This window comes from Streptomyces nodosus (assembly GCF_008704995.1).
In the GTDB taxonomy this organism is placed as follows: Bacteria; Actinomycetota; Actinomycetes; order Streptomycetales; family Streptomycetaceae; genus Streptomyces; species Streptomyces nodosus.
Window position 1 is genome coordinate 6,625,795 of record NZ_CP023747.1, and the last position, 25,389, is coordinate 6,651,183.

Sequence of the window (25,389 nt, forward strand, 5' to 3'; positions counted from 1 at the left end):
ATAGGTTCCCCGGGGCGTCAGGGCGTCAGGGCGCCATGGAGAGGGGCGTCCGCCCCAGTGGTGCCCATCTCGCTGCGGACGCGGGCGCGCTCGCGGCGTTGAGCGATCAGCACGTCGGGATGGCGGGTGTACTGATTCCGCCAGCGGCACCTCGCCGCGTTGTCGCATCACCCGGGTACATCCAGTGCGCGAGTGATGCTCCGCCTTGCGATGCAACCGCGGCGGGGCCGTTGATCGTCATTGCCGGGAGCGCCAGTGACACGATCCCCGCCTCACCACCCAGCACAGTGCCCGCCGTCCGCGCTGACCAGGACGAGGTCGCGCACCGCGGCGAGACCGCCCGGAGCTGGAATGACGTCGCATTCGGGGGCGTATGGCCGCCCGGGTGGGCATACGACCGGGATTGCGTCACTGGGGGCAGACGAGACATACCGGGGTGGGCGTGACCTGCGGGCGGAAGGGGAGAGGGGAATGGGGCATACCGAGGGCAGAGCGACGGAGCCCGAGCCGCGATCCGAGGAGGCAACGGCCCCGGACGAGGAAGCGAAGGCCGACGGGACAGACGCGACGCGCCCAGAGGGAGAGGCAACAGTCCCAGCCACGGACGCGACAAGCGCCGAGCCGGAGGGACGGTCCGACCCGGCCCCGCCCTGCCGCCGACGGCGCTGGCGCTGGGCCAGCCGTGCCGCACTCGCCGTTGTGCTCGCGCTGCTCCTGCCGCTCCTCGCCGCCGAAACCGCCCTCCGGGTGAACTACTCGGGCGACCCCGTCGACGGGGCGCGTACCAGAGGCCGGGACGCGATCTGGCTGGGGCACGCCTGGGTGGACGGACGGAAGACGGACGCCGATGTCGCGGCCCTGGCCGAGCAGTTGGGCGGTACCGGCATCCGGGATCTGTACGTGCACGCCGGTCCGCTGGAACACGACGGCACGCTGCCCGCGTCGGCCTACCGCAACGCCCGCCGGCTGATCCCAGCCGTGCACCGGGCCCTGCCCGGCGTCCGCGTGCAGGCATGGCTGGGCGACGTGCTGGCCACCGAGAGCCCCGACGGGCTGCGGCTGGAGCGGGCGCGGACGCGGGCGGCCGCGGTCGCCTCCACCCGGCAGATCCTGGCCGCCGGCTTTGACGGTGTCCACTTCGACCTGGAGCCGCTGCACTCCGGCGACCGGAACTACCTCGCTCTCCTCGACGACCTGCGCGCACTCACCCGTGCCCATCATGTCCTGCTGTCCGTCGCCGCCCACCAGATCGACCCGCTCCCGGCGTTCCACTCCCTCTGGGGCACGCTCGTCGGCCACCCCAAGTGGTGGTCACAGGCGTACTTCGGCCAGGTCGCCCGGCGGGTCGACCAGATCGCCGTCATGTCGTACGACACCATGCAGCCCCTGCAGAGCCTGTACGGCGGCTATGTCGCCCAGCAGACCTCCCTCGCCTTGGAGGCCACCCCGCCCACCACCGACCTTCTGATGGGCCTGCCCTTCTTCCACGAGAACCGCTTCGGCCACCGGGCAAGCGCCGAGACGGTCCCGGCCGCCACCCGTGGCGTCCGCCTCGGCCTCTCCCGCACGGATGCGGACCGCGCCCGCTTCGGCGTCGCCCTGTACGTCGACTTCGCCGCCACGGAGGCCGACTGGACGGCCTACCGCAAGGGCTGGGTCCGTCCGTGAGATGAGGCCGCGCCCATGAAGCTGCCGGTGGAAAACGCGGCGCGGGCGATCTCCGAGAGCATGTCCTGCGCGTGGTGCACGGCCATGGCGGTCGACCACACGTTCATGGCTCCGATCGCGAACCGGATGCCGGTGAGCGAGACGGGGCTGGGCAACCGGCCAACGAGAGTGCTCTGGGCGCCGGCTGACGTGTGGATCGCCGGTGTCCTGATGGCGGAGCGAGCATGACCACGTTGGTGACGGCCAAGCCGAGGGCGGCGGGGATGGTGAGCGAGACGTGGGGTTGTACGCGGCGGTGAGGACAGGGACGAGCAAGAGGCCGACGGTGTACAGCGTGCCGGTGTAGCGCGGCATGCCGAAGCCGGGGTCGGGCAGCATGCTCGGAGGCGCGACGCACAGCCCCCACGACACAGCCCGCGGACCGGGGCCGTCGTCCGCGACGACGCCCGGTCGCAACCGAGGAGCCCTGCCCCTTGCCATGCCGCCACCGAAGGACACGGACGCCATGCCGTCACGGCGCGGAGGTGGCGCGACTGCTTCGTCACCGCGTGCGACGCAGGACGGATTCCTCATGAGGACGGCGTAGCGGTTGCCGCCGTCGTGCAGGAAGCGGGAGCGGGTGACGCGTGCCGCGGCCGCTCCGGAGACGTCGTCGGCGTTCAGGCGTCGTGTGCCCGGCGTGCCTGGCGGGGGCGGAGAGCGACCGGTGCCGGGGGTGCGTAGCCACGCCCCGGCAACTCCCTGTCGGGGTCAGGTCGTCGTCGACGACTTCCCGGTCGACGGCTTCGCGCGAAGGGCGTCGACGACCGCGCGCTCCAGGACCGCCGACTTGTTGATCAGGGTGCCCTTCTTGCCCATGGAAGTGTCCCTGATGAGGTAGCTCCGTTCGCCCAGGTACTCCAGGGTGGTCGAGTTGAAGATCCAGGTGGTGCGGTCACCGGTGCGGGTGTTGTCGCGGGCCACGCCGATCCCGTGCCGGCCGGCCGCGTCCACCGCGTCGGGGTCCACGGTCACGCCGGGGATCTTCGCTGCGGCCTTGTAGAGGGCGGCCGCGGTCGTCGGCGGCATCACCGTCTCCCGCAGCAGCTCACCGATGGTGTCGAAGGTGTCCTGGGCCCGGTCGCGGTCCTCGGCCGGGGTGCCGCGTTGGTCCTGGTCCCGGTTGATCTCGGTGGTGAGCCGTTGCAGCAGGGCGTCGGGGTCGGTGGGCAGCGAGGCCAGCCAGGTGTACGTCGGCCGGCTGAGGCCTGCCGGGTAGCCGACGGCGGGCTCGCCGTCCGGGACGCCGACCTCGATCGGGTAGTACGAGCCGTCCTCGTGGATCAGGCCGACAGCGATCACCGGTGCTACCTGCTGCGACATCCAGACCTCACGCTCGCGGGGCCTGGTCAGCTTCACCGGGCCGCCGAACGTGCCGTCGTTCTCGGTCTGCAGTGTCCTGACGTACACGAACTGGTCGTCGGTGACCTTCTGTTCGTCCTTCTTCGCGGCGACCGAGGCGATCCGGTCGAGCAGCACGGCCGCGCCACGCGGGGAGCCTGTGCCCGTGGCGGACGGTGCCGGAGCGCTGCCCTGGCCGGTGGCGGCGAGCGTGGTCAACAGCACCCCGCCCAGAGCCAGTCCGGCGGCGGGCAGCAGAACTGCGGGGCGCAGGAGGCGGGGTCGGGCGGAGGTGCGGTCGCCGTCCTGGTCGATCAGACGCATCAGGGTGTCCTTGTGGTGGAGATGACGGCCAGGGGGCAGGTCCCGTTCGGCCGGGGCCGGCAGCAGCCGGGCCAGCTCCTCGCGTTCGGCCCGCTCGGGGCCGGAGGTACGGTCGTTCATCAGGCTTCCTCCTGGATGGGCAGAGCCACGAACGCGGCCCTGCTCTCTACCTCTCCGCGGCCGGGGCGGGGTTCCCTTCCGGACCGGGCCGGTTCTCCGGGGTGTGCTTCCCGCGCGGACTTGCCCGGTGTCCAGCCGAGTTCCTCGTCGGTGAGCCGGCGCAGCCGGGTACGGGCACGGGACAGCCGCGACCGTACGGTGCCCACCGGGACGCCCAAGGCCTCGGCGGCCTCGGCATAGTTCAGCCCGGACCAGACGCAGAGGGCCAGCGCCTCGCGTTCCTGGCGGCGGAGTCCGCCCAGCGCCTGCCGGACCGCGGTGAGACGCCGTGCGTCGTCGACGCGTCCGACCGTGGCATCCGCGATGTCCGCCACCAGTTCCGGGGCGGGGCGGCGGGCCAGGAAGGCCAGGCGCCGCCCGATACCGCGCCTGGTGTTGCGTGCCTTGTTGGTGGCGATCCCGAGCAACCACGGCCGCAGCGAGTCGCCCTCCGGGTCGACGGTGTGACGGGTACGCCAGGCCGCCAGGAAAGTCTCGGACATCACCTCCTCGGCCGTCGACCAGTCGCCCGTCAGCCGGTAGGCGTGGTTGTAGACCTCCCGCGCGAATTCCTCGTAGAGCGCGGTGAACGCCTCGTGGTCGCCCGCACTGATCCGTGCGCGCATGCGCTTCCGGTCTCCCTGCTCATCACATCTCACACCCGCTACCTCTCCGGCCGGACCGAGGGGTTCCCGTGACCCGCGCCACACCGTGGGGCCACTGATGCCGGACGGCCGGATCCGGGGCGGGGACCATCGGTGGGACGCGGCCTCCCCCTCCATCCCGGGCGACGGCCGATCCGCCGGAGGCGTCGTCCTTGACCGTGGCCGGGAAGCCCGCCCGGCGGAACGCTCGCCGGGTCCCCGGGCGCGGCCACCGGCGTATGCGGGGCGCGGTCGGGTTGCTCGCGCGACGCGGACGGAGCGCGCGGCCGACGGTGGTGGGCGGGCCGGCGCGGGGCGAACAGACGGCGTGTGCGGTGGCAGCGGTGGAGAAGGAGTCGGCGGCGGTCCCGGGCACGCCGCCGAGGGGGTGCGTGTCCTCGGCGAGGCGAGCCTGGCCATCTGTTGTGCCGCCCGCACCCCTCAGCTCCTGGACAGCTCCAAGCGGATGTGTCGGGCCCGCCCGGTGCTACGGCGAGGTGGGCGGGTGCGGGGAGCGGAGTACCAGGAGGGTGATCTCGCTGGGGGCGAAGACGCGGAACGGTGGGCCCCAGAAGCCGGTTCCGCGGCTGGTGTAGAGGAGGGTGCGGGTGCCGTGGTGGCTGAGGCCGGCGAGGGCGGGCTGGTCGATGCGGACCAGGTGGTGGAAGGGCCAGATCTGGCCGCCGTGGGTGTGGCCGGAGAGTTGGAGGTCGATGCCGGCGGCTGCCGCCCGGTCGACGAACTTGGGCTGGTGTGCCAGGAGCAGGACGGGCAGGTCGGGGTCGGCGCCGTCCAGGGCTCCGGCGAGGTGGGCGCGGTGGCCTGCCAGGCCGGAGGACTCGGCGGTGACGTCGTCCACGCCGGCGACCACGAGGGTGTCGCCGCCGCGTTCGAGCAGCAGATGGCGGTTGCGCAGCGGCTCCCAGCCCAGCTCGTCCATCAGGTCGACCCAGCCCTGGGCCTCGCTGTAGTACTCGTGGTTGCCGGTGACGTACACACGGGCCCGGGTGGCCCGCACGGTACCGAGTGGGGTGGCCTGGGCGCGGCGGCGTTCGGCCGTGCCGTCCGCGATGTCGCCGGTGTGGCAGACCAGGTCGGCTTCCAGGGCGTTCACCGTCTCGCACACCCGTGCCGACCAGCGGGCGCGATCGAGTGGGCCGTAGTGGGTGTCGGTGATGAGGGCGACGCGGAGGCCGTCCAACCCGGCACCCAGCCGCGGGAGTTGCACATCGAGTCGGCGCACGCGTGGCACCCGGCGGGCCTCGGCGTACCCCCAGCCGAGCAGTACGGCGGTTGTGCCGAGGACGGCCCAGGCGACGATGCGGGCCCGGTCCTGGCTCTCGCCCACGTCGGCCACGGTCAGGGCGAGCCGCAAGAACGCCCCGAGCAGAACGGACCAGGTGAACAGGACCCAGCTGGCGCCCAGCAGGGTGTCACCGATGATCGCCGCCCGGTCCAGCTGGCGCCGGCCGTGGCCGCGCACCATCGCGAGCGGCATACCTATGAGGCCGAGGACGAACAGGACGGTGCCGACCACCGTGACGGGCAGCGGCCAGTGCTGGCCGCTGTGCAGCAGCACCCAGCAGGGCACGGCCCACAACAGAACGGGGGCGATCATGGGGATGTAACGCGCCAGGCGGTGCAGTCGGCTCTGTCTCGGCTCTTGCGTTTCACCCTCGGCGGGCCGGGTGTCGCTGGTGTCGGTCACGCTTTCCCTCTCTGACCGGGCTGCCGTCTTGCGCACTGTATCCGGTCGCCTCCAGGCCGCCAGGACCGGCGTTCAGGGGCGCGGCCCTGGGCTTGATCCGCTTTGACGGACATCAGAGATCAGGGGAGTCAGCGGGCCCGGCCAGAGCCTGCGCCCGCCGTGCGACCCGAACGTGCTTGAGGACGGCGGCCAGGGCGGCGGCCAGGGCGGTGAGTGAGCCGCCCCAGGCTCATCCCCGGGCGCGGGTCGGTGGCGCGCTCATCGCTGCCGTCAGGAACGTGATCGCCCAGCGCCGGGCCTCCTCGCCTTCCGTCGCCGTCGGGCGGCAGGCAGGGGAGGGCCGGTTGTAGACCTCGACGCGGTCCACCGCCGTCACGGCGAAGATCCCCCGCATCCGGAACAACAGCTCCTCTGGGGCAAGGCCGGGCAGTGCGCGTGCGAAAGCCGCCAGGTAGCGCTCGCGGACCGTGTCCTCGTCCGGGCCGGTCCAGCTGCGTGCCTCCTCGGCCGGGTCGCTGAGGATCGTCACGATCAGCCGGGACGTCCGGGCTCCGCTCTCATCGCCGGCGGGCATTTTGTCGAAGAGCGGCCCTACGAATGCGTCCACCAGTTCGGCGACCGACGGCTCCGGAGTCCTGGCGAGCAGTTCATCGAGCCCGGCGCCCTGGGCGGCGGTCATGGGCTCGACCACGCGGCGGGCGACCGCGGCCAGGAGTTCCGCCTTCGAACCGAAGTGATAGCCGACGGCGGCCACGTTGGCTCCGGCGCGGTCGGTGATCGCGCGGACCGAGGTCCCGCGGTAGCCGTGCTCGGCGAAGAGGTGTTCGGCCGCGTCGAGGATCTTGGTCCGGGTATCGGGGAGTGCCATGTACCGTACTATACAAACGTTTGATTGAAACGAACGTTTGACTCATGCGAGAGAGGTTGTCATGAAACTGCTCGTCTACGGCGCCGGGGTCTGCGGCAGCCTGTTCTCCGCCCACTTGCACGAGGCCGGGCTCGACGTCTCACTCCTCGCCCGGGGCGCGCGCCTGGCATCCCTGCGTCGGCACGGTGTGCAACTCGCCGAGGAAGACAGCCCTGTCGTCAGGCGGGTGCCGGTACCGGTGGTCGAGCACCCGGACGGCGGGTACGACCTGACCGCGGTCCTGGTCCGCACCCATCAGGTCGACGCGGTGCTGGAGTCACTCGCCGGCCTCGAAGGCGATGTGCTGTTCCTGCACAACTGGGCGGCCGGCGTGGAGCCGCTGGGCGCGGCGATCGGCCGTGAGCGCGTACTGCTCGGCTTCCCTCCGGCGCTGGCGGGCGGCACGATGGACGGCGACGTGGTCCGCTACCGCGCGACCAACTTCATGACCAGCCGGCTCCCGATGCCGATCGGCGAACCCGACGGCCGAACCACCCCGCGACTGGAACGGATCGTCCGGGAGTTCCGCACCGCCGGGATCAAAGCCAAGGCCGAGCCGCGGATGGATGCCTGGCTCAGGACACACGCCGCGTTCGAGGTGCCACTCGGACAGGTGGTGCACGCGGCGGGCGGCCCGGTGGCGCTGGCCGACGATCCCGACGCGGTCCGCGGCATGCTCCACCTCATACGGCAGAACCTGGCCGCCATGCCGACGCCGCCGGTCCCCCGCGCGTTCGCCGCGCTGCAGAGCCTGCCGGAGGGCTTGCTCGTGGCCCTGCTGCGACGCTTCCTGCGCAGCCCGACGGCCGTACGCAGCGGGCTCAGCGACACCTCCCCTGCGACACCGGCCGAACTCGGACGGCTGGCCGAACAGCTGCGTACCCAAGCGAAGGTCCGGTAGACCCTCGGCGCCAGTGGCTCCTCGTCCGCATCGCAACTGACTGCGCAGCCGGGATCTCCGGCCGGGCCTCCGGCACACGAGGCGATGTACCTTTCACCCTCGACCTGCGGCGCCGTCAGGCGATCGATCGCAGCCTCACCGCGCGGCTGCGCTGCCCGGCCCCCGCGCAGGCCGAAGGTCGCCCGCCGACCCACCGGGCGCCAAGTGTGGTGTGATCACGACCTCGGAGCCGTCATGGATACCCCCGTTCAGAAATGGCCGGGGCCACTCCTTGCCTCGCTTTGGTGGTCCTTGAACTGAGTGGGGAGGGCGGGGAGCGAAAAGCAGGTCTTGATCACCCGCGGATAGGCTCGGGCCATGACCGGTGACTGGCGGATGGACCGGATCGGGGCTGCTCTGCGGGGCGAGAACCCGACCGTGCTGCGGCGGCTTGAATCTGGCTTCGCGGTGATCGGCGACGTTCAGTTCCTGCCCGGGTACTCAGTTCTCCTCACGGACGAGCCAGGTGTTCAACGGCTGTCTGACCTTCCGAGGGCCGAGCGGCTGTCGTTTCTGTCCGGCATGGACCAACTCGGAGAAGCGGTTGAGCGGGCCTGCCGACGGCTGGACCCCGACTTCCGTCGGGTCAACCTGGAGATCCTCGGCAACACGGATCCGTTCCTGCATGCCCATGTCTGGCCGCGGTTCGAGTGGGAGCCGACCGAGCTGGTGGGCAAGCCGGTGTGGCTGTATCCGCGTGACCGGTGGAGTGACGAGCGGTTCAAGCTCGGCACGCGTCACGATGTGCTGCGGGAGGCGATCGGCAGCGAATTGGATCGGCTGCGTTCGATGCTCTGACGGTGTGGGCCCGCAGACCGTGAGGTCGGCGGGCCCGATGTTCAGTGCCGGTCGGTGGACGTCACGGAGTCCCTCGCAGCGGAACGATCTCGAGGATGGCCGTGGGGACAGAGCGGCGGGCCTTCCCGGGGTTGCCAGACGCGCAACGTTGGCGATCGGCTGCTGGTAGTGCGCACAGTTCGGGGTCGCCGTCGGCTCCAACGAGTCACGTGCCAGCGTTGGTTGGTGTGATGGCGCTCGGCTGAACCGTGTGGGCTGCAGTGGCAACTCGGGCAGTGGCGGCGGTGTCTCGCCGAATCAGCGGGCGTGGTCTTGGGGGAAACACTCCGCAGCCGGTCGGCCACGGCTCCGGTGGCGGCGGTAGGCGAAGACCGCCAGCGTCACCAGGCAGCCGGTCAACACGGCCATGCAGGTGAACAGGAGTGGATTGACCCAGCCGCTCACGAGTTCTTTCCGCTCACCGTTGTCCCAGTGGCAGGTGGCCTGCACGGGGAAAACGCTGTTCTCGTAGCGGTCGAAGTGGACGATGGAGACCCTGTGCAAGAGTTCGGGACACGCGTGCGACGGGAAAGTGAAGAAGACCTGAAACCAGCCGAACAAGCAGCACAGGATTCCCGTGGCGGTGGAAGCCTTGACCAGGCCGACAAGACGTCGGCCCTTCTGGAGACGTACGAAGGCCAGCCCGAAGCCCACAGAGAGCACCGCCAGGAACCAGGAATCCATCAGGCTGCACCAACCGCTGCGGCTAAGAGGGCGGAGGTAAAAGGCCTACGTATCAAGAGGATTACTCCGGGGCGGTGTCATAGTGGCGCAACCTGGTTCCGTCAGGGCCGTACACGTCCAGTATGTAGCCCTGAGCGAGGCTGACGCCCTGCCTGTCCCCGTAGCCGGCCTGCTTACGGGTCCACACCGTCAGCCTGTTGCCCGGACGGTCACCCCCTGCCCGACCGCACCGGCCGCGCGTCGCTGCCGCTGGACCGCGAGCTGAAGCGCGCCTTCCGGTCCCTCGTTCGCCGTCCGTCCGCCGCCCGCCGGGCCCGCGGCTTCTCAGTGCATGCGGATCACCGTGTACGTCTCTCCGTCCCTGGGTGGCCGCGTCCAGGAGCGGGTGGTGAAGGTGTGCAGTCGCCCGTTCATGATGGCGTGACGTGGCAGATGGGCACCGAACTCCACAGTCACCGCTTCCAGCAGCGACCGTTCCGCCTCGGCACGGTCCTCCAGATCGCCGAAGAACCGGCTCGGGTCCAGCGCCCGCGGTATCTCCCCGCTCTGTCGGAGCTGTCCGTCCGCGTACGTGAAGGCGTACCGCTCGGCACCGTCTTCCGCCACCGAAAGGTGGAAGTACGGCTCCCCGTGCCATGTCCTCAGGCCGCTCCACACCACCACCGCGCGGGTGCCCGCGCTGGCGGCCGCGGCCGGGGAGACGAACCGCTGCTGTTCGAACGGGGCGGGGTTGCCGTCGAAGGCGAAGCTCCAGTCGGCGCCGGCGCGGCCGACCGCCATGAGAGCCCTGTCGTCATAGGACGAGAATTCCCTTTGGCCGTCCAGCGGCCTGTGGCGCGCCTCCCAGAAGGTCATGGGTTCGTTCAGCACGGTGCCGTCCCCGTCTGCGAGCCGTCCGGGCAACTCCTCGGGCTCCACACCCTTCACCAGGACGAACCGATAGGACGTGCGGTTGTTGCCCGGGTCCGGCTCCGCGAGCCATGCCAGGTCGCGCGGGTCGAGCCCGGCCGTCGGACGGGGTGCCTCACCCGTCTGCCCGCCCCTCGGCGTGGACAGCAGCTCGCGGCCCCGCTCCGGGGTCAGCAGCGGCCCGAGCGCGGGGTCGGCCACCCACCCCAGCGGCGCCAGATGGTCCGGACCCAGCGGCTCCCACCGGGGCACAGCGTCTCTCAGCGTCTGCCACGCCCCGTCGGTGTCTCCCCACCGTGCCAGCTCCCGCGCCCGCTCGACAGCCTCACCGAACGCCCCGGCCGCCGTGTACCGGTAGGTGCCGCTCCTCACCTGATCGAGCGTCATGTAGGCCAGTGACACCAGGGCGTCGTCGGCGCCCCGCAGATGGAACGTCAGCGTGGAGTCGTCCCGGTACGAGTGCGCCGCGTGCTCGGCGACCAGCGGCGGCAGCAGATCGGGCGCGTACCGCGGGTCCGTCACCAGGCCGTCGAAGTACACCATGGAGGTCCGTCCGAGCAGGCGGCGTATCTGGTCGCCCAGCCCGGTGGCCCGCGGTCTGCCGTACCGCTTGGCCTCGTCCAGTGCCTTTACCGCCCGCTCCCAGCCGCCGCGCAGTGCCTCCAGCCGGGCCTCCTCCACCTGGGCGTCCAGCTTGCGCGTCGTGTCGTTGATGAACACCGCCTTCCCGTCGCTCCGGTGTGCCCGCAGGCTGTGGAACTCCCGGTACATGTCCCGCATGAACTCGAGGAAGTTCGCATGCCGCTCGGGCGGCTCGGCACGCCAGCTCGCCCACGTGTACACGGCCCACTCACCGCCCTCATCCACGTCCTCGGGGTCCATGAGGACGTAGGTGATGTCGGACTCCACGTCGAGTTGCAGCCCGCGCCGCCAGATGTCCGCCTCCCGCCGCTCCTCGGGCCCGGCGTCCTCGTCCAGGTACTCCTCGGATATGTCCGCGAGTCCCGACTCGTTGTCGTGCCAGCGTGCGTCCTCGGTCCCCGCCAGCAGCCACACGAATCCACCCGCGTGCCGCCACCCGTCGCTGACCTTGAGGAACTCCCGGTACGACGGGGGCATCCGTCTGCCGAGGCGCTCCTCCATGGCTGCGATCCGCTCCTCGGAGGCGGGCGGGAACCCGAGCCACCGTGCCTGCCGGGCGGCCTCCTCGTCCTCGTCCCGCGTCTCGCCGTCCGGCAGGGAATCCGCCCACTCCCCGCTCCACCTCAGCAGGAAGGACCGCCAGTCGAATGCCGTGGTGTCCGTCATGTGCCCGATGCTGCCACCCACCACTGACAGTGCCAGGACGAGTCTGGCAACCGCGTGGCGGCATTCAGGGAGGAGGACGCGGTGAGATCGGGAATACGACAGGACCCACGTACCCGAACAGGCCCTCAGCCCGGCAAGGGATAGCCGATCTGGGCCATGTCCTTTTCAAGGCCGGCAAGGTCGACACCGGGGTTCAGCGATGACACGACGCTGTGCGTGAGAGGCCGCAAGGCATAGATGTGACGCACCGCCTCGAGGTTCACCGCCGCTTCGTAGTACTCCTCCGCGAACTGCCGGTATGTCTCGGGCCGGCCACCAAGGAGGACGTCGAAGAGCCACTCCGCGCTTCCGTCGTCCTTCGCTCCCTCAGGCAGTGCGTCGATGGCACCGCACTTCCACTCGGCGTCGGCCGCTTCTCGCCAGAAGCACACCGTCGCTCGCGGCATCCCGTCGATGTCGCAGAAGGCGGGGTCTGTGACCTGGGGGAGGAATGCTTCGGGTATTCCGTCGAACAGTCCCGGCCACGGTGCCGGGGGCGTCAACCGATACGGGCTCATCGGCGACTCGTGATCGAAGCCGCGGGCGTAGACGCCCGCCGGTGAGAAGACGATCGAGTAGTCATTGCCGCAGCCGTCACGCATGGAGGCCATCTCCTCCGTCGGCGACCACCGGGCGTCGAACGAGTAGAACCGGGACTCCCAGTCCGGGCTCATGATGGCGTCCACCACGGCCATGGCTCGGGAGCGGTTCCGAACGATCGAAATCCCAGGCAGTCGGCGTATCACTTCATCGACAGACACAGCCACATCCAAGCCGATCCCACTGACAACATCCGCACCGCACTCACCGCCCCGCAGGGACTGGCACCGGATACGTCCGCTGCGTACGCCGAACACGGCGATGTCCGGTTATCGCCGGTCCGCGGTAAATGCCTGGACTGGGGAACTCCGCGGACGGGAGACTTCCGACTTCCGAACCTCCGGGAGTGTGATGGGGACAACAGATACGCGAGGGTCGACGCCGGGCAGGAGCGCGGTCGTTCTGGCGCTGCGCCGCTACGGCCAGGAACTGCTGCGGCTACGACTACTGGCCCTGCCCGCGCTGCTGTTGCCGGCCGTGGGCAACATCGGCATCCGCTATGTCGGCCCGCTGCTGATCGCCAAACTGGCAGGACAGGCCGCCCACGGCGGCGGTCTCACCCTCAGCTCGGCGCTGCCGTACGTGCTGGGCTTCGGCGTGACGCTGCTGCTCGCCGAGGTTGTGTGGCGGATCGGGCAGCACTGCCTGAACCGCGTGGCCGCCCTGGGCATGGAACACCTGTATGTGAGCGGCATGGACGAACTCCTCGCCAAGGACGCGGCGTTCTTCCATGACAACTTCGCCGGCTCCCTGACCAAACGGGTGCTCAGCTTCGGCAAGCGCTTCGAGGACTTCGTCGACACGGTGACGTACCGGATCGTGGGCAGTCTCGTCCCCTTGGTGTTCGGTGCCGTGGTGCTGTGGAGCTACGAACCGATGCTCGTCGTCGGCCTTCTTGTGATGATCGCGCTGACCGTGGTGGCCGCGACGCCTCTGATCCGTCGCCGGCAGCGGCTCGTCAACGACCGTGAGGCGGCGATCGCCCGGGTCTCCGGCCATGTCGCCGACAGCCTCATGAACATGGAGACCATCCGGGCGTTCGCGGCCGAGCGGCGGGAGGCCGACGAGCACCGCAACCGTGTCGCGGACTCCCGGCGCCTGACGCTGAGGTCGTGGGACTACGGCAATCTGCGCGTCGACACCCTGGTCGCCCCCATGTCCGTGCTGACCAACGTGCTGGGTCTGTTGGTCGCCATCGCCTTCGGCGGCTCGGGTCAGGGAGTCGAGGAGATCGTCGTCGCTTTCACCTACTACTCCAACGCCACCCAGATCATGTTCGAGTTCAACCAGATCTACCGGCGCCTGGAAAGCTCGTTGACCGAGGCCGCGCAGTTCACGGAGCTGCTGCTGGATCCGCCCACCGTGCTCGACCCGACGCAACCCGAACCGCTCGCACCGCGGGACACCGGCGTTCGTTTCGAGGCGGTGACCTTCGCCCACACGGGTGCGAAGCCGATCTTCCAGGGACTCGACCTGGACGTGCCCGCAGGCGCACGGATCGGCCTGGTCGGCAGATCCGGCGGTGGCAAGACCACGCTCACCCGGCTCCTGCTGCGGATGTCGGACATCGACGACGGACGCATCCTGATCGGAGGTCAGGACATCAGCCGGCTGCGCCAGACCGATCTGCGCTCACTGATCGCCTACGTCCCGCAGGAGCCGGCCATGTTCCACCGCAGCCTGCGGGACAACATCGCCTTCGCCCGGCCCGGCGCCACCGACGAGGACATCTACGCGGCGGCCGCGGCCGCGCACGTCACGGAGTTCGCCGACCAACTCCCCGACGGCTTCGCCACTCTGGTGGGGGAGCGGGGCGTCAAACTCTCGGGCGGTCAGCGTCAGCGCGTCGCCCTTGCCAGGGCCATCCTGCGCGACGCCCCGATCCTGCTGCTCGACGAGGCGACCAGCGCGCTGGACTCGGAGAGCGAACTCCTCGTCCAGGACGCCCTGTGGCGGCTGATGGACGGACGTACGGCCCTCGTGGTCGCCCACCGCCTCAGTACCGTCGCCGGCATGGACCGTCTGATCGTCCTGGACCGTGGAAGCGTCGTCGAGCAGGGCACCCACGAGGAACTGCTCGCGGCGGACGGTGCCTACGCCAAGCTGTGGCAGCACCAGTCGGGCGGCTTCCTCGGCGAGAGCGCCGACTCGGCCCTCGGGTCCCCGGTCCCGGAAACCGGTCCCGGCGGGCTGCCCGGACCGGCCGACCCGGCACCCGACGGGGGCCGCGGGGCGCCGTCGCACGCTCGTACGAGCACCGGGTCCATGTGACGGTCCTGCGGCTCCTGGCTCCCCGGCCCCGTTGTGGCCGGGGAGGCGGCGGCGTATGTCGTTCACGAGCATCCGGCCGGTGAGAGCCCCGTCCCGATCAGCCGGGTGACCTGGTTCAGCGCCTCCTCGCCGGCCTGGTCGAGCCCGTCGGTCAGTGGCTTGAGAGCCTCCTCGACCTGCTGGTGCACCCGCGCGGCGAGTTTCAGCCCCTCGTCGGTCATGACGACGTCCCAGGCGCGGGCGTCCTCGGCGTTGCGGACCCGTCGGAGCAGTCCCCGTTGTTCCGCACGGTTGATCAGGCCGGACATCGTGGACTTCTCCAAGCCGAGGAATGCGGCGAGCTGAGCCATCCTCGGCCTGCGGTCCCGCAGGATCCCGAGGACACGCAACTGCGTCAGGGACACGTCGTGCTCGGCCGCGACCCGGGTGAGCACGCCCATCACCGTGAACGCGATCTGCACCAGGGCATCGGTCGGTTCCGTGTCCCCCGGTGCGAGGCCGGGGTGGCCGTCGAGACCGGGGGTATCGGCGGAGGACGGGAGGCTGCTCATGCGAGCCATCGTAGCTTGACTTTAATTCGCGGTACGAACTAGTTTGAAGTTTGTTCGTATCGCCAACTAATTGGGGGTAGTGTCATGCACGCCGCCGTTGTCTCGGCCTTCGACAGGCCGCCCCGCTACCAGGAGTTCCCCGACCCGGTCGCCCAGGGGGCGGACGAGGCCGTGGTCGAGGTGGTCGCCGCCGGGCTCCACCCGCGGGTGCGGTCCCAGGCCGACGGGTCGCACTACACCAGCACCGACGAGCTCCCCCTGATCCCGGGCATCGACGGCGTCGTGCGCGGCCCCGACGGGCGTCTGCGCTACACGATCCTCGACGACACCACCCTGGGCACCCTGGCCGAGCGCACGATCCTGCGGCGTGGTCGCAGCATCGTGTTGCCCGAGGGCGTCGATCCGGTCGCCGTCGCCGCCGCCATGAACCCCGCCATGTCCTCCTGGGTCGCGCTGCGCCGCCGTATCGACTTCCGGCGCGGCCGGAGTGTGCTCGTCCTCGGCGCGACCGGCAACGCCGGACGGATGGCCGTCCAGGTCGCCAGGAAGCTGGGCGCCTCCCGTGTCATCGGCGCCGGCCGCAACCCCGCCGCCCTGGAAGCCCTGCGTCCGCTCGGCGCGGACGAGGTGCTCACCCTCGGCCGGCTCGCCGAGGCCGCAGACGTCGATGTCGTCCTGGACTACCTGTGGGGCGAACCCGCGGCGACCGCCATGGTCGACATGATCAGCACCCGCAAGGAGCGCAGCGACCCCGTCCACTGGATCCAGATCGGCTCCATGGCCGGGCTCACCTCTCCCGTCCCTTCCGCCGCACTGCGCGCCGCCCGACTGCAGATCGTCGGCAGCGGCATCGGCTCGGTGGACGGCCGGGAATGGCTCGAGGAGTTGCCCCAACTGGTCGATGCCGTCACCGAGGGGGAATTCGACGTCCGGGCCAAGGCCGTTCCCCTGAAGGATGTCGAGCAGGTCTGGGCCGCGGAGACCGACGACCGCATCGTGCTCCTTCCCTGACGGGGACTTCGATCCGCCCCGCACCCGGGCCGGGCCGGCGTCTGTCGAACTGCCCTGCCCAGGGTGTCGGCCGCCCGGCTCGGTGGGCGTCAGACGTTCGGGTCGGTGCGTCGTGACGATGCGCGGACCCGGAACCGGGCGGTCGTCAGGACCGGTCCCGCGCTCGGCTCGCCCGCGATGCGCGCCTGGAGAAGGTCGAGCAGCGCCATCGTCGTTTCCGCGGCGTGGAGTTCGACGGCCGAGATGGCGGGCCGACTGTGCCGGGTGTGCTCGGAATCGGAAGCCGCGGCAAGCATCGTCCGCTCGGGCACGGCGACGCCGCGAGCCGTGAGGCCCGCGAGCACTCCGGCCGCCTGACGACCGGTGTGGCACAGGATCGCATCGGGGATCCCGTCGTCCACGATCGCGTGCGCGATGTTCTCGCCGCCGTGCTCGCCGGTGCGTTCGGCCGACATATAGACGCGCGGCGTGATCCCGGCGCTCTCACACCATGCGCGGTACATCGCCTCGCTGTCGATGTTCCAGGCGTTGGGGTCGGTTCCGCGCAACAGTGCGATCGATCGGGCACCGGATGCGGCGAAGTGCTCGTAGATGCGCCGGAAGCTGGAGCCGTCGTCCTCGGTGGCCCAGTCGGTGAAATCCGGGCGGCTGGGATCGCGTCCCAGCGTCACATACGGGATCCCGCGCCGTTCGAGGAGATCGATCACCGGATCGTCCCTGTGCGGCATCGTCACGATGTAGCCGTCGAGTGACAGTGCCAGCGGCGGTGTCGGCCGTTTGGTCGGGTCGGGCACGAGCATCACGCTGAGCCCGCGGTCCATCGCCTGCGCGGAGGCGGCGCCGATGTAGCGGGTGAACACATCGACGCCCCGCGGCGCGTACTCACCCAGCGCGTCCAGTGAGCGCATGACGAGCCCGATCGCCCCGACCGACGAACGTCGCAGACCGCGCGCGAGGGCGTCGGCCTCGTACTCCATCTCCTCGGCGACGGCCCGGACGCGCAGCCGGGTGGCCGCGCTCAGCGTCCCGGTGCCGTTGAGCGCCATCGAGACCGCCGCGATGGAGACCCCCGCGCGCTGGGCGACATCGCGGATGGTGACGCCCTTCGATCGAGCCACGGCGACCTCCTCGGTTCGTACCTTCCGCCGCCGCCCCGGACCGCCGGACCGTGGTCGGCGATGCGCACCGGGCAACCAGAAATAGCAGAAAGTGACGCGACAAAGACCATTGTATTAAACGTTTTACCTACCTAGCGTGTCGCCCACCCTTCACCGTGACGGGCCTCACAAGCAAAGGTCGCACAGCAACACCATGAAGCTGCACACACTGCGCACGACCACCACCGACTCCCGTGACCGAGGACGCGAGATCGGCACGCGGTACGCGGACCAGGTGCGTGACGTCAGCGCCCGCTACCTGGCGCATTTCAAGGTTCTGGGCATCCCGGAAACGACCGTCCGCGACATCGTCGCCCACAGCCACGACGCCTTGCGCGACTGGTGTCCGGGTCTCGCCGAGGAGTCCGACGGGATCGCCGAGGCATCGGGGATCGAGCCATGGCAGGTGGCAGCGGTCGGCGCACGGACCGAAGTACTCGCCGCCGCGCCCGGGAAGGGCGAGTGCACCACCGCCGTGCACATACCGCCCGCCGGCGGACCGCCCGAGACGATCCAGACATGGGACTGGCACGACTCGCTCACACCGGACGGTCTGCTGCTGTCGCTCGTGACCGCAACGCGACGCCGGGTGAAGCTCTTCACCGAGTTCGGCACGGCCGCGAAGATCGGGGTCAATGACGCCGGTCTCGGCCTGCACTTCAACATCCTGCACCATCGCTCCGACAACACCACCGGCGGCGTGCCCGTCCACGCGGTCGCACGTCGCGTCCTCGAGGAGGCGACCACGGTGGCGGAGGCCCGCGACATCGTCGCCTCCGCGACCGTGAGCGCATCCACCGTGCTGACCGTCGCGACCTGTCGGGACGGCCGCTCCGCAGCAGCGTCCATCGAGATGTCACCGGCCGGATTCGCCGTGGTGCCCCCCGACACCGACGGCTGGCTCATCCACACCAACCACTTTCTCGCCCCCGGCCTCGCCGGCGGTGACACCGGCATCCCGGAATCGGTGTCGGCCGAGCGGTACGACCACGCATACGCCGTACGCGGCGGCATGACCGGCCGCTCCGCTCCGGAGCGCGCGGCCGCCTTCTGCGGGGGCGACGGCGCCGCCGCGGTGGTGTGCGTCCGGGCCGACGACGCCCAGCCGGACCACGAACGGTGGAGCACCTTGCTCACGGCCTCTCTCGACCTTCCCGGTGTCGCCCTCGAGTACCGGGCAGGCACCCCCGACGCTGCGGCCCGTGAGGGTCTCGACCGGTTCTGAGGAACCCGATGGACAAGGACGCGACCATGCCCGCTCAGCTCTACCGCAACGCCCGGATCTTCACCTCCGACCGACGAACCTGGGCCGAGTCCCTCGTGGTGGTGGGAGACCGGCTCACCTACGTCGGCGACGAGGCCACCGCGGCGCGGGTGGCCGGACCGGACGCCCTGATCCACGACCTCGACGGCGCGACCGTCCTCCCCGGCTTCGTCGACGGTCATGCACATGTGGTCGGCACCGGCGAGGCGGCGGTCCAGGTCGACCTCTGGGGCGCCAACACCGTGACGGAGATCCAACGGCGCATCAGGACATGGGCGGAGGAGAACCCCGACGCCCCTCGCGTGCTCGCCACCGGGTGGAAACACGGGGACATCCCGGGCGGCACACCCGATCGCAGCATGCTCGACGCCGTCGTCGCCGACCGGCCCGTCTATGCGCAGGCCTACGACTTCCACTCGATCTGGCTGAACTCGGCGGCCCTCGCCGAAGCCGGCATCGACGACGCCACTCCGTCACCGCCTGGAGGAACGATTCACCGCGACGAGCGGGGCGCGGCCACCGGCCTGGTCGACGAGACCGCGATGCACCACCTCGTGTGGCCGGTCCTCGACCGCTTCGCCGACGACTCCGACCGTGACGAGGCCCTGGCGGTCGTCCTCGCGGCGTACGCCGAGTCCGGGATCGTCGGTTCGACCGAGATGGCGCTGGTCGAGGCCGACTACGAGGCGATGCGCCGTGCCGATGCGGCGAGCGCCCTGACCACGCGCATCGCCGCGTTCTGGCGCGTCCAGCCCACCGGCGACGAGGGGAGCAACCTCGCCCAGGTCGAGCGCGCCGTCGAACTCGCCACCCACCGGGCGACCCCGTTCCTGCGCGTGACCGGCATCAAGGTCATGGTGGACGGAACCGTCGACGGGTGCACAGCGGCTCTCGGAAAGCCCTATGTGAACGGCGCGAACAGCGACCCGATCTGGAGTCTCGCCGAACTCGCGCCGGTGGTGGCCGCCGCGGACGCAGCCGGCCTGCAGGTCGCCATGCACGCCATCGGTGACGAGGCGATCCGGGTCGCGATCGGCGCCGTCGAACACGCCGTCGCTCTCAACGGCCCCAAGGAGCGCCGTCACCGTATCGAACATCTCGAAGTCGTCGACCCCGCGGACATCGAACGGCTGGCGGCACTCGGCATCACGGCGAGCATGCAGCCCGTGCACGCCGACCCTGCCATCCAGGAGAACTGGCGGCGCGTGCTCGGCGACGAGCGGGTCGACCGCGGCTTCCCCTGGCCCGAGATGACCGACGCCGGAGCCGTACTCGCGCTCGGCACCGACTCGCCCACGTCGCCGCATGCGCCGCTGCCCAATATGTTCATCGCGGCGACACGGCGTTCGGCACTGGATCCCTCGCTGCCCGCCAACATCGCGCACTACGCCCTGCCGCTGGCCGACGCGATCGTGCACGCCACCCGTGACGCCGCCTGGGCGAGCCGTTCCGAGCAGCTGCACGGCCGTCTCGCCGAGGGGCTGTACGCCGACTTCATCGTGCTCGACCGGGACATCTTCACCCGACCACTCGAAGAACTGCTCGACACACGCGTGCTGCGGACCGTCGTGGGTGGCCGTGTGGTCCATCAAGCACAGCCAGGAGCGAACCGATGAGCCACACGACCATGACGGCACCCGTGCCATCGGGGCAGGCGAAGGCGAAGCAGCGGCCCGCCGGGGTACTGCTGCGGTTCGTCGCCACCCGCATCGTGGGGCTGGTGGTGACCTTGTTCATCGCGAGCCTGGTCGTCTTCGGAGCGCTCTACGCCGCGCCCGGAAGCCCGCTCACCTATCTCACGCACGGCCGCACCATGAGCCCCGAGGCGATCGCCTCGATCAAGGCCGAGTATCACCTCGACGACCCCGTCTGGCAGCAGTACCTGAGGTGGCTGGGTGGCGTGGCGCACGGCGACTTCGGGACATCGGTCATCTACAACCAACCGGTGGCGTCGCTGGTCGGAAGCCGCGCCTTCGCGACCACGCTGCTCGTCCTCATGGCCGCGGCGATCGTCCTGGTGCTCGGGTTGGCCATCGGCACCCTCGCCGGCCTCAGGCCCGGCTGGTTGTCACGGTCCGCCATGGCCGGCGCGACCGCCGTCATGGCGGTGCCGACCTTCGTCGGAGCGGTCGTGCTGATCATCGTGTTCGCCGTCGACCTGGAGTGGTTCCCGGTGTTCGGCTCCGGCCGTGGGGGCCTCGACGAGGTCTACCACATGGTCCTCCCGTCGATCGCGCTCGCGCTCGCCTCCGTCGCGTTCGTCGCGCGACTCGCCCAGACCGCGATCCGACAGGAACTGTCCGCCGATCATGTGCAGACCGCGATCAGCCGCGGACTGCCCCACGGGGCCGTCGTACGCAGACATGTGATGCGCAACGCCGCGATGCCGGTGCTCACCGTCGCGGGCCTCACGATCGCGGGCCTGATCGCGGGAAGCGTCGTCGTGGAACAGGTCTTCCAACTCGGCGGACTCGGTCAGTTCCTCGTGAGTTCGGTGCAGCAGAAGGACTTCCCCGTCGTACAGGCGATCTGTCTGATGTACGTCGCCGCCTTCATCGTGCTGAACACCCTCATCGACATCGCCTACACACTGCTCGACCCGCGCGTGTCGATCGGGAAGAAGGACTCATGAGCACCACAGCAGGGCTGCGCCGCATCGGAGCCCGAGGGGCCGGCCGGCGGACGACACGCCGTACCAGAACCATCGGCGTGACCGGTGGAGTGGCGATCACCGTCCTCGGACTCGTCGTCTGCTTCGCCGTCCTCGCGCCCCTCCTCGCACCGCACGATCCCAACGCCGTCGACCTCTCCGGTGCGTACCAGGGCTCCAGCGGTACGCATGTGCTGGGAACCGACGCGAGCGGGCGGGACCTTCTCTCGCGCCTCATCTACGGCTCCCGGACCGCGCTGATCGGACCGTTCCTCGTCGTGGCGATCTCGACGCTCCTCGGGACGGTACTCGCGCTCGCGGCCGTCTGGTTCGGCGGCTGGTTCGACCAGATCGTGGTGCGCGTCGTCGATGCCGTGTTCGCCTTCCCCGGACTGCTGCTGGCGATCCTGGCGACCGCCCTGTTCGGGTCCGGCCTGAAGGCCGCCACCGCGGCGCTGTCCATCGCCTATGTCCCCTACATCGCCCGGATCGTGCGGAGCGCGTCGCTGCGGGAGCGCTCACTGCCCTACATCGCGGCACTGCGGGTGCAGGGCGTGCACGGGCTGCGGATCGCATTGCGGCACATCCTCCTCAACGTGGGCGGGCTGATCGTCGCCAACGCCACACTCGCTTTCGGGTTCGCCCTGATGGACTTCGCCGGCCTCTCGTTCATCGGCCTCGGGGTGCAGCCACCGACATCGGACTGGGGCGCGATGGTCGGCACCGGTATGGCAGGGGTGCTGCAACAACACCCGCAGGAGGCCCTGTTCGCCAGCGCGCTGATCGTCGTCACCGTCGGTGCCGTGAACATGCTCGGCGACCGGCTCACGGAACGCTGGGAGGCACGCTCGTGAACACACTTCTCGAAGTCGACGGACTGACGGTTCGGCTGCCGGTCGCGGGCGAGTTGCGCACCGTGCTGCGCGATGTCTCGTTCTCACTCGACAGCGGAAGCACCCTCGGTCTGGTCGGCGAGTCCGGTTCGGGCAAGTCGATGACGGTCCGCACCATCGCACGCCTGCTCCCCGACGGCGCCGACGTCCGGGGCGGTGTCCGCTTCGACGGCGCCGAGGTGTTCGACCTTCGCGCCGACGCCCTGCGGTCCTATCGGGCGAAGGACGTCGCGATGATCTTCCAGGACGCACGGGCCCACACCAACCCCGTACGCACCATCGGCGACTTCCTCACCGAGACGATGCGTACCAACGACCGGATGCCCAAGCCCGCTGCCCGCAAACGCGCACAGGAACTGCTCGCCGAGGTCGGCATCGGGGACCCGGAGCGCCGGCTGCGGCAGTTCCCCCATGAGCTCTCCGGCGGCCTGCTGCAACGGGTGATGATCGCTGCCGCGGTGGCTGCGCGGCCTCGGCTCGTTCTCGCCGACGAGCCGACCACCGCGCTCGATGTCACCACCCAGGCGGAGGTGATGACGATCCTCGGGCGCATGCAGCGCGAGTACGGCATGGCGATGCTCTTCATCACCCACGACCTGGAACTCGCCGGTGCCGTGTGCGACGAGACGATCGTGCTCTACGCCGGCCAGGTCATGGAGCGGCAGGCGTCGGTGCGGCTGCACCAGGACCCGCTCCACCCCTACACCGCCGCCCTGGTGCAGGCACGCCCCGAGATCGACCGCCGCGTCGACCGACTGCCCGCCATCACCGGTCATCCGACCACCGCCTACGAGGCGCCGGACGGCTGTGCCTTCGCGCCGCGCTGCCGCTTCGCCGAGGAGCGGTGCCGGGCAGGAGTGCCACCCCTGCTGCAGATCGGTCCGTCGGGGACCCGGTGCGTCCGGATGCCCGGCCTGCGCGGCCAGATGGTTCGGCAGCAGCACATCGGTTCCCCTTCGAACGAGGAGATCCCGCGATGACCGAGCCGCTGCTCGTGGTCGAGCACCTGACCAAGACGTTCGGCCGTGGGCGTGCCGAGGCGACCGCGGTCGCCGATGTGAGCTTCGCCCTGGCCCCGGGCGGAGCCCTCGGCATCGTCGGCGAGTCCGGCTCCGGCAAGACGACCACCGCGCGGATGATCATCGGCCTGGAGCGTCCCTCCGGTGGCCGCATCATGTTCCGGGGCGAGGACCGCACCCAGCCGGCGCGTTCCGCACGCAGCCGCCGTGAGCGGGGCCGGAACATCCAGATCGTCTTCCAGGACCCCTACACCTCGCTCGACCGCCGTCAGCGCATCGGCGACTGCCTCGCGGAAGTCGTCGGCGTGCACTTCCGGCTCGGCCGCGACGAGACCAGGAAGCGCGTGAGTGAACTCGCCGAGCTCGTCGGACTCGACGACCGGCAGCTCGAGGCACTGCCGAGGTCACTCTCCGGAGGGCAGCGCCAACGCGTCGCCATCGCTCGCGCGCTCGCCGCCGATCCGGACATCCTCATCCTCGACGAGGCCGTGTCGGCCCTGGATGTCTCGATCCAGGCGCAGATCCTCAATCTGCTCTCGGACATCCGGCAGAAACGCGGCGTGAGCTACCTGTTCATCAGCCACGATCTCGCCGTCATCCGCCAGGTGACCGACGACACGATCGTCATGCGTCACGGCGCTGTCGTCGAACAAGGGCCCACCGCCGCCGTGCTCGACGACCCGCAAGACCCCTACACCCGCCTGTTGCGCGACAGCGTCCCCCGCAGCGGGTGGCACCCCGAAGCCATCACAGCCCGACACTGAACGGGAGTTCCGCCATGTACTCATCCCGCCCCCGCAGACGGGCAACGGCACTCACCGCCGTCGCCGCCGCAGCCGCCCTGGTGACGGCCGGTTGCTCCGGCGGCACCTCCGGCACCGCAGCGACCGGGTCCTCCGACGCGCTGACCACCTTCACCCCGAAAGGCTCGGGATCGGTCGACACGATCACCTGGAACGTCTTCCAGGGCGAGCCGCAGACCGTCGACCCCTTCCAGTCGGCGGACTACACACCGAACATGATCAACTCGAACATGTGCGAGACCCTGCTCGCACAGACGCCCGACTTCCAGATCAAGCCCAATCTGGCGACGTCGTACTCGAATCCCGACCCGACGACCTGGGTCTACAAGCTGCGCGACGACGTCACCTTCTGGGACGGCTCGCCGATGACCGCCGACGACGTCGTGTGGAGCATGCGGCACAACATGACGGACAAGTCGAGCTTCTACGGCTACCTGTACGCGAACGTCGCCTCGATCACGAAGACGGGCGCCGGCGAAGTGACCGTCCGGCTCAAGAAGCCCGACTATCTCTTCAACGACGAATTGGCGAGCTTCGCCGGTGTGGTCGTCGAGAAGAAGTTCTACGAGCAGCACGGCGACAAGGTCGGTACGCCGGGCGTCGGTGTCATGTGCACCGGTCCCTACAAGTACGCCAAGTGGACGCAGGGCCAGTCGATCGACGTGAGCCGCTACGACGGCTACTGGAACACATCGCTGCCACGGAAGGTGAAGAACATCGACTTCACCTTCCTGACCGACGACTCCGCGATCACCTCCGGTCTGCTCTCGGGCCAGATCGACGGAACGTACGGCCCGCCGACGGCCGGGCTGGCACAGCTGAAGGCATCGTCGGCGGGCAAGCTCTACTCGGGTGCCGCGCCCCTGGCTGTCACGCTCGTGGTCGCGAACCACAAGGGCGCGATGGGCAACGCCGATGTGCGTAAGGCGCTCCAGATGGCCATCGACTGGAAGGGCATCGGCAACCAGGTGTACGCCGGTCAGGGGACCGCCGTTCCGCTGCAGACCGTGCCGGCCGTGTACGGCTTCGCGAAGGACGAGCTGACCTCGTACGCCGACTCGGTGAAGACCGATGGCACCGCGAAGATCGACGAGGCGAAGAAGCTGCTCGCCGGCGTTCCGGCCGATGTGAAGTCGAAGCAGATCAGCCTCGTGGTTCCGCAGCAGGCGGAGACACAGCAGCTGGGTATCGGGATCAAGGCCGCGGCTGACAAGATCGGCCTGAACTTCAAGCTCAACGTCGTACCTGCCACCGGCTACTCCAACTACCTGTACGACCCGGCGACGCGCGGCAACACCGACCTGCTGTACACACAGTTCTGGCCGAACATCCCGAATCCGCTCGACTGGCTGGGCCTCACCGCGATCACCGGCGGCACCTTCAACCAGTCCGGCTACAAGGGCATCGACGGGCTCTATGCCGAGGCGGTCAGCACCAAGGACGAAAGCGCCCGCTCCGAGCTGGTCGTGCAGATGGAGCAGAAGCTGCACGACGAGATGGATCCGATGTTCTCCGGCATCCAGCTGACGAACGACGTATGGCTCGGAAGCAGGATCACCGGGGCGCCGGCGGCATTCGACTACGTCTACTACCCATGGGCGGCCTACCTCAGCGGAACCGGCAAGTAGTCCTCGCTCCGGCCCGGCTCTCGCCGCTCGCCGAG

The 25,389-nt window shown here is 69.9% G+C and carries 22 protein-coding genes and 1 pseudogene; 13 read left to right on the forward strand and 10 right to left on the reverse strand.

Going from position 1 to position 25,389, the window contains the following annotated elements; translation table 11 throughout:
- Positions 1-45: 45 nt before the first annotated feature.
- A pseudogene (locus tag CP978_RS36475) lies at positions 46-155 on the reverse strand (IS630 family transposase); the annotation flags it as partial.
- A gap of 316 nt (positions 156-471) precedes the next feature.
- On the opposite strand from CP978_RS36475, the gene CP978_RS29450 reads away from it, so the two are divergent.
- A complete protein-coding gene (locus tag CP978_RS29450) occupies positions 472-1,668 on the forward strand; it encodes a glycoside hydrolase family 18 protein (protein ID WP_043445824.1) in 1,197 nt (398 codons plus the stop codon).
- Positions 1,669-1,683: 15 nt separating this feature from the next.
- Positions 1,684-1,896 carry a hypothetical protein gene (locus CP978_RS29455; RefSeq protein WP_043445826.1) on the forward strand — a complete coding sequence of 71 codons (213 nt, stop codon included), beginning with the start codon at positions 1,684-1,686 and terminating at the stop codon, positions 1,894-1,896.
- 522 nt (positions 1,897-2,418) lie between these two features.
- Here the strand turns inward: CP978_RS29455 and CP978_RS29460 are convergent.
- The 4 genes from CP978_RS29460 to CP978_RS29475 all read right to left on the reverse strand — a co-directional run bounded on the left by CP978_RS29460 (position 2,419) and on the right by CP978_RS29475 (position 6,751).
- A complete protein-coding gene (locus tag CP978_RS29460; RefSeq protein ID WP_043445830.1) occupies positions 2,419-3,492 on the reverse strand; it encodes a CU044_5270 family protein in 1,074 nt (357 codons plus the stop codon).
- Positions 3,492-4,157, reverse strand: coding sequence for an RNA polymerase sigma factor (locus CP978_RS29465; RefSeq protein WP_043445833.1), 666 nt, complete (start codon positions 4,155-4,157; stop codon positions 3,492-3,494). Before CP978_RS29465 ends, CP978_RS29460 begins: the two co-directional genes overlap by 1 nt.
- Before the next feature lie 505 nt (positions 4,158-4,662).
- A complete protein-coding gene (locus CP978_RS29470; RefSeq protein WP_043445835.1) occupies positions 4,663-5,883 on the reverse strand; it encodes a metallophosphoesterase in 1,221 nt (406 codons plus the stop codon).
- Between the two features lie 229 nt (positions 5,884-6,112).
- On the reverse strand, positions 6,113-6,751 hold the full coding sequence (locus CP978_RS29475) for a TetR/AcrR family transcriptional regulator (RefSeq protein ID WP_043445837.1): 639 nt from the start codon (positions 6,749-6,751) through the stop codon (positions 6,113-6,115).
- Positions 6,752-6,812: 61 nt separating this feature from the next.
- Here CP978_RS29475 and CP978_RS29480 point away from each other — a divergent pair, with 61 nt between their 5' ends.
- Together CP978_RS29480 and CP978_RS29490 are read left to right on the forward strand one after the other, a co-directional pair.
- Entirely contained in the window at positions 6,813-7,691 is an 879-nt protein-coding gene (locus CP978_RS29480; RefSeq protein WP_043445839.1) for a ketopantoate reductase family protein, read from the forward strand.
- 357 nt (positions 7,692-8,048) lie between these two features.
- Positions 8,049-8,528, forward strand: a complete 480-nt coding sequence (locus tag CP978_RS29490) for an HIT family protein (protein WP_043445841.1) — start codon at positions 8,049-8,051, stop codon at positions 8,526-8,528.
- Between the two features lie 297 nt (positions 8,529-8,825).
- Here the strand turns inward: CP978_RS29490 and CP978_RS29495 are convergent, their stop codons facing one another.
- The 3 genes from CP978_RS29495 to CP978_RS29505 all read right to left on the reverse strand — a co-directional run bounded on the left by CP978_RS29495 (position 8,826) and on the right by CP978_RS29505 (position 12,268).
- Positions 8,826-9,251: a hypothetical protein gene (locus CP978_RS29495; RefSeq protein WP_052454360.1), complete on the reverse strand. Its 426-nt coding sequence runs from the start codon at positions 9,249-9,251 to the stop codon at positions 8,826-8,828.
- A 324-nt stretch (positions 9,252-9,575) separates the two neighbouring features.
- Complete coding sequence (locus tag CP978_RS29500) at positions 9,576-11,468, reverse strand: SMI1/KNR4 family protein (protein WP_043445843.1); 1,893 nt, start codon at positions 11,466-11,468, stop codon at positions 9,576-9,578.
- Between the two features lie 125 nt (positions 11,469-11,593).
- Entirely contained in the window at positions 11,594-12,268 is a 675-nt protein-coding gene (locus tag CP978_RS29505; protein WP_227745503.1) for a hypothetical protein, read from the reverse strand.
- Positions 12,269-12,458: 190 nt separating this feature from the next.
- On the opposite strand from CP978_RS29505, the gene CP978_RS29510 reads away from it, so the two are divergent.
- Positions 12,459-14,378 (forward strand): ABC transporter ATP-binding protein, encoded by a 1,920-nt coding sequence (locus CP978_RS29510; RefSeq protein ID WP_043445845.1) that lies wholly within the window; start codon positions 12,459-12,461, stop codon positions 14,376-14,378.
- Between the two features lie 62 nt (positions 14,379-14,440).
- Here CP978_RS29510 and CP978_RS29515 read toward each other — a convergent pair whose 3' ends face one another.
- Entirely contained in the window at positions 14,441-14,929 is a 489-nt protein-coding gene (locus CP978_RS29515; protein ID WP_079162367.1) for a MarR family winged helix-turn-helix transcriptional regulator, read from the reverse strand.
- Positions 14,930-15,013: 84 nt separating this feature from the next.
- Here CP978_RS29515 and CP978_RS29520 point away from each other — a divergent pair, with 84 nt between their 5' ends.
- On the forward strand, positions 15,014-15,940 hold the full coding sequence (locus CP978_RS29520) for a quinone oxidoreductase family protein (protein ID WP_043445847.1): 927 nt from the start codon (positions 15,014-15,016) through the stop codon (positions 15,938-15,940).
- 89 nt (positions 15,941-16,029) lie between these two features.
- Here CP978_RS29520 and CP978_RS29525 read toward each other — a convergent pair whose 3' ends face one another.
- Positions 16,030-17,058, reverse strand: coding sequence for a LacI family DNA-binding transcriptional regulator (locus CP978_RS29525; RefSeq protein WP_043445848.1), 1,029 nt, complete (start codon positions 17,056-17,058; stop codon positions 16,030-16,032).
- A gap of 193 nt (positions 17,059-17,251) precedes the next feature.
- Between CP978_RS29525 and CP978_RS29530 the strand changes: the two genes are divergently transcribed.
- Genes CP978_RS29530 through CP978_RS29560 form a run of 7 tightly spaced genes read left to right on the forward strand, consistent with a single transcriptional unit; the run spans position 17,252 to position 25,354 of the window.
- Entirely contained in the window at positions 17,252-18,322 is a 1,071-nt protein-coding gene (locus tag CP978_RS29530) for a C45 family autoproteolytic acyltransferase/hydrolase (RefSeq protein WP_043445851.1), read from the forward strand.
- An 8-nt stretch (positions 18,323-18,330) separates the two neighbouring features.
- On the forward strand, positions 18,331-19,977 hold the full coding sequence (locus CP978_RS29535; RefSeq protein ID WP_043445854.1) for an amidohydrolase: 1,647 nt from the start codon (positions 18,331-18,333) through the stop codon (positions 19,975-19,977).
- Complete coding sequence (locus tag CP978_RS29540; protein ID WP_227745504.1) at positions 19,974-20,993, forward strand: ABC transporter permease; 1,020 nt, start codon at positions 19,974-19,976, stop codon at positions 20,991-20,993. Before CP978_RS29535 ends, CP978_RS29540 begins: the two co-directional genes overlap by 4 nt.
- Positions 20,990-21,865 carry an ABC transporter permease gene (locus tag CP978_RS29545; RefSeq protein ID WP_043445857.1) on the forward strand — a complete coding sequence of 292 codons (876 nt, stop codon included), beginning with the start codon at positions 20,990-20,992 and terminating at the stop codon, positions 21,863-21,865. Before CP978_RS29540 ends, CP978_RS29545 begins: the two co-directional genes overlap by 4 nt.
- Positions 21,862-22,884 carry an ABC transporter ATP-binding protein gene (locus CP978_RS29550; protein WP_043445860.1) on the forward strand — a complete coding sequence of 341 codons (1,023 nt, stop codon included), beginning with the start codon at positions 21,862-21,864 and terminating at the stop codon, positions 22,882-22,884. The genes CP978_RS29545 and CP978_RS29550 overlap by 4 nt, the downstream gene beginning before the upstream one ends.
- Positions 22,881-23,687, forward strand: a complete 807-nt coding sequence (locus CP978_RS29555; RefSeq protein WP_043445863.1) for an ABC transporter ATP-binding protein — start codon at positions 22,881-22,883, stop codon at positions 23,685-23,687. Before CP978_RS29550 ends, CP978_RS29555 begins: the two co-directional genes overlap by 4 nt.
- 14 nt (positions 23,688-23,701) lie before the next feature.
- On the forward strand, positions 23,702-25,354 hold the full coding sequence (locus tag CP978_RS29560) for an ABC transporter substrate-binding protein (RefSeq protein WP_043445867.1): 1,653 nt from the start codon (positions 23,702-23,704) through the stop codon (positions 25,352-25,354).
- Positions 25,355-25,389: the final 35 nt, after the last annotated feature.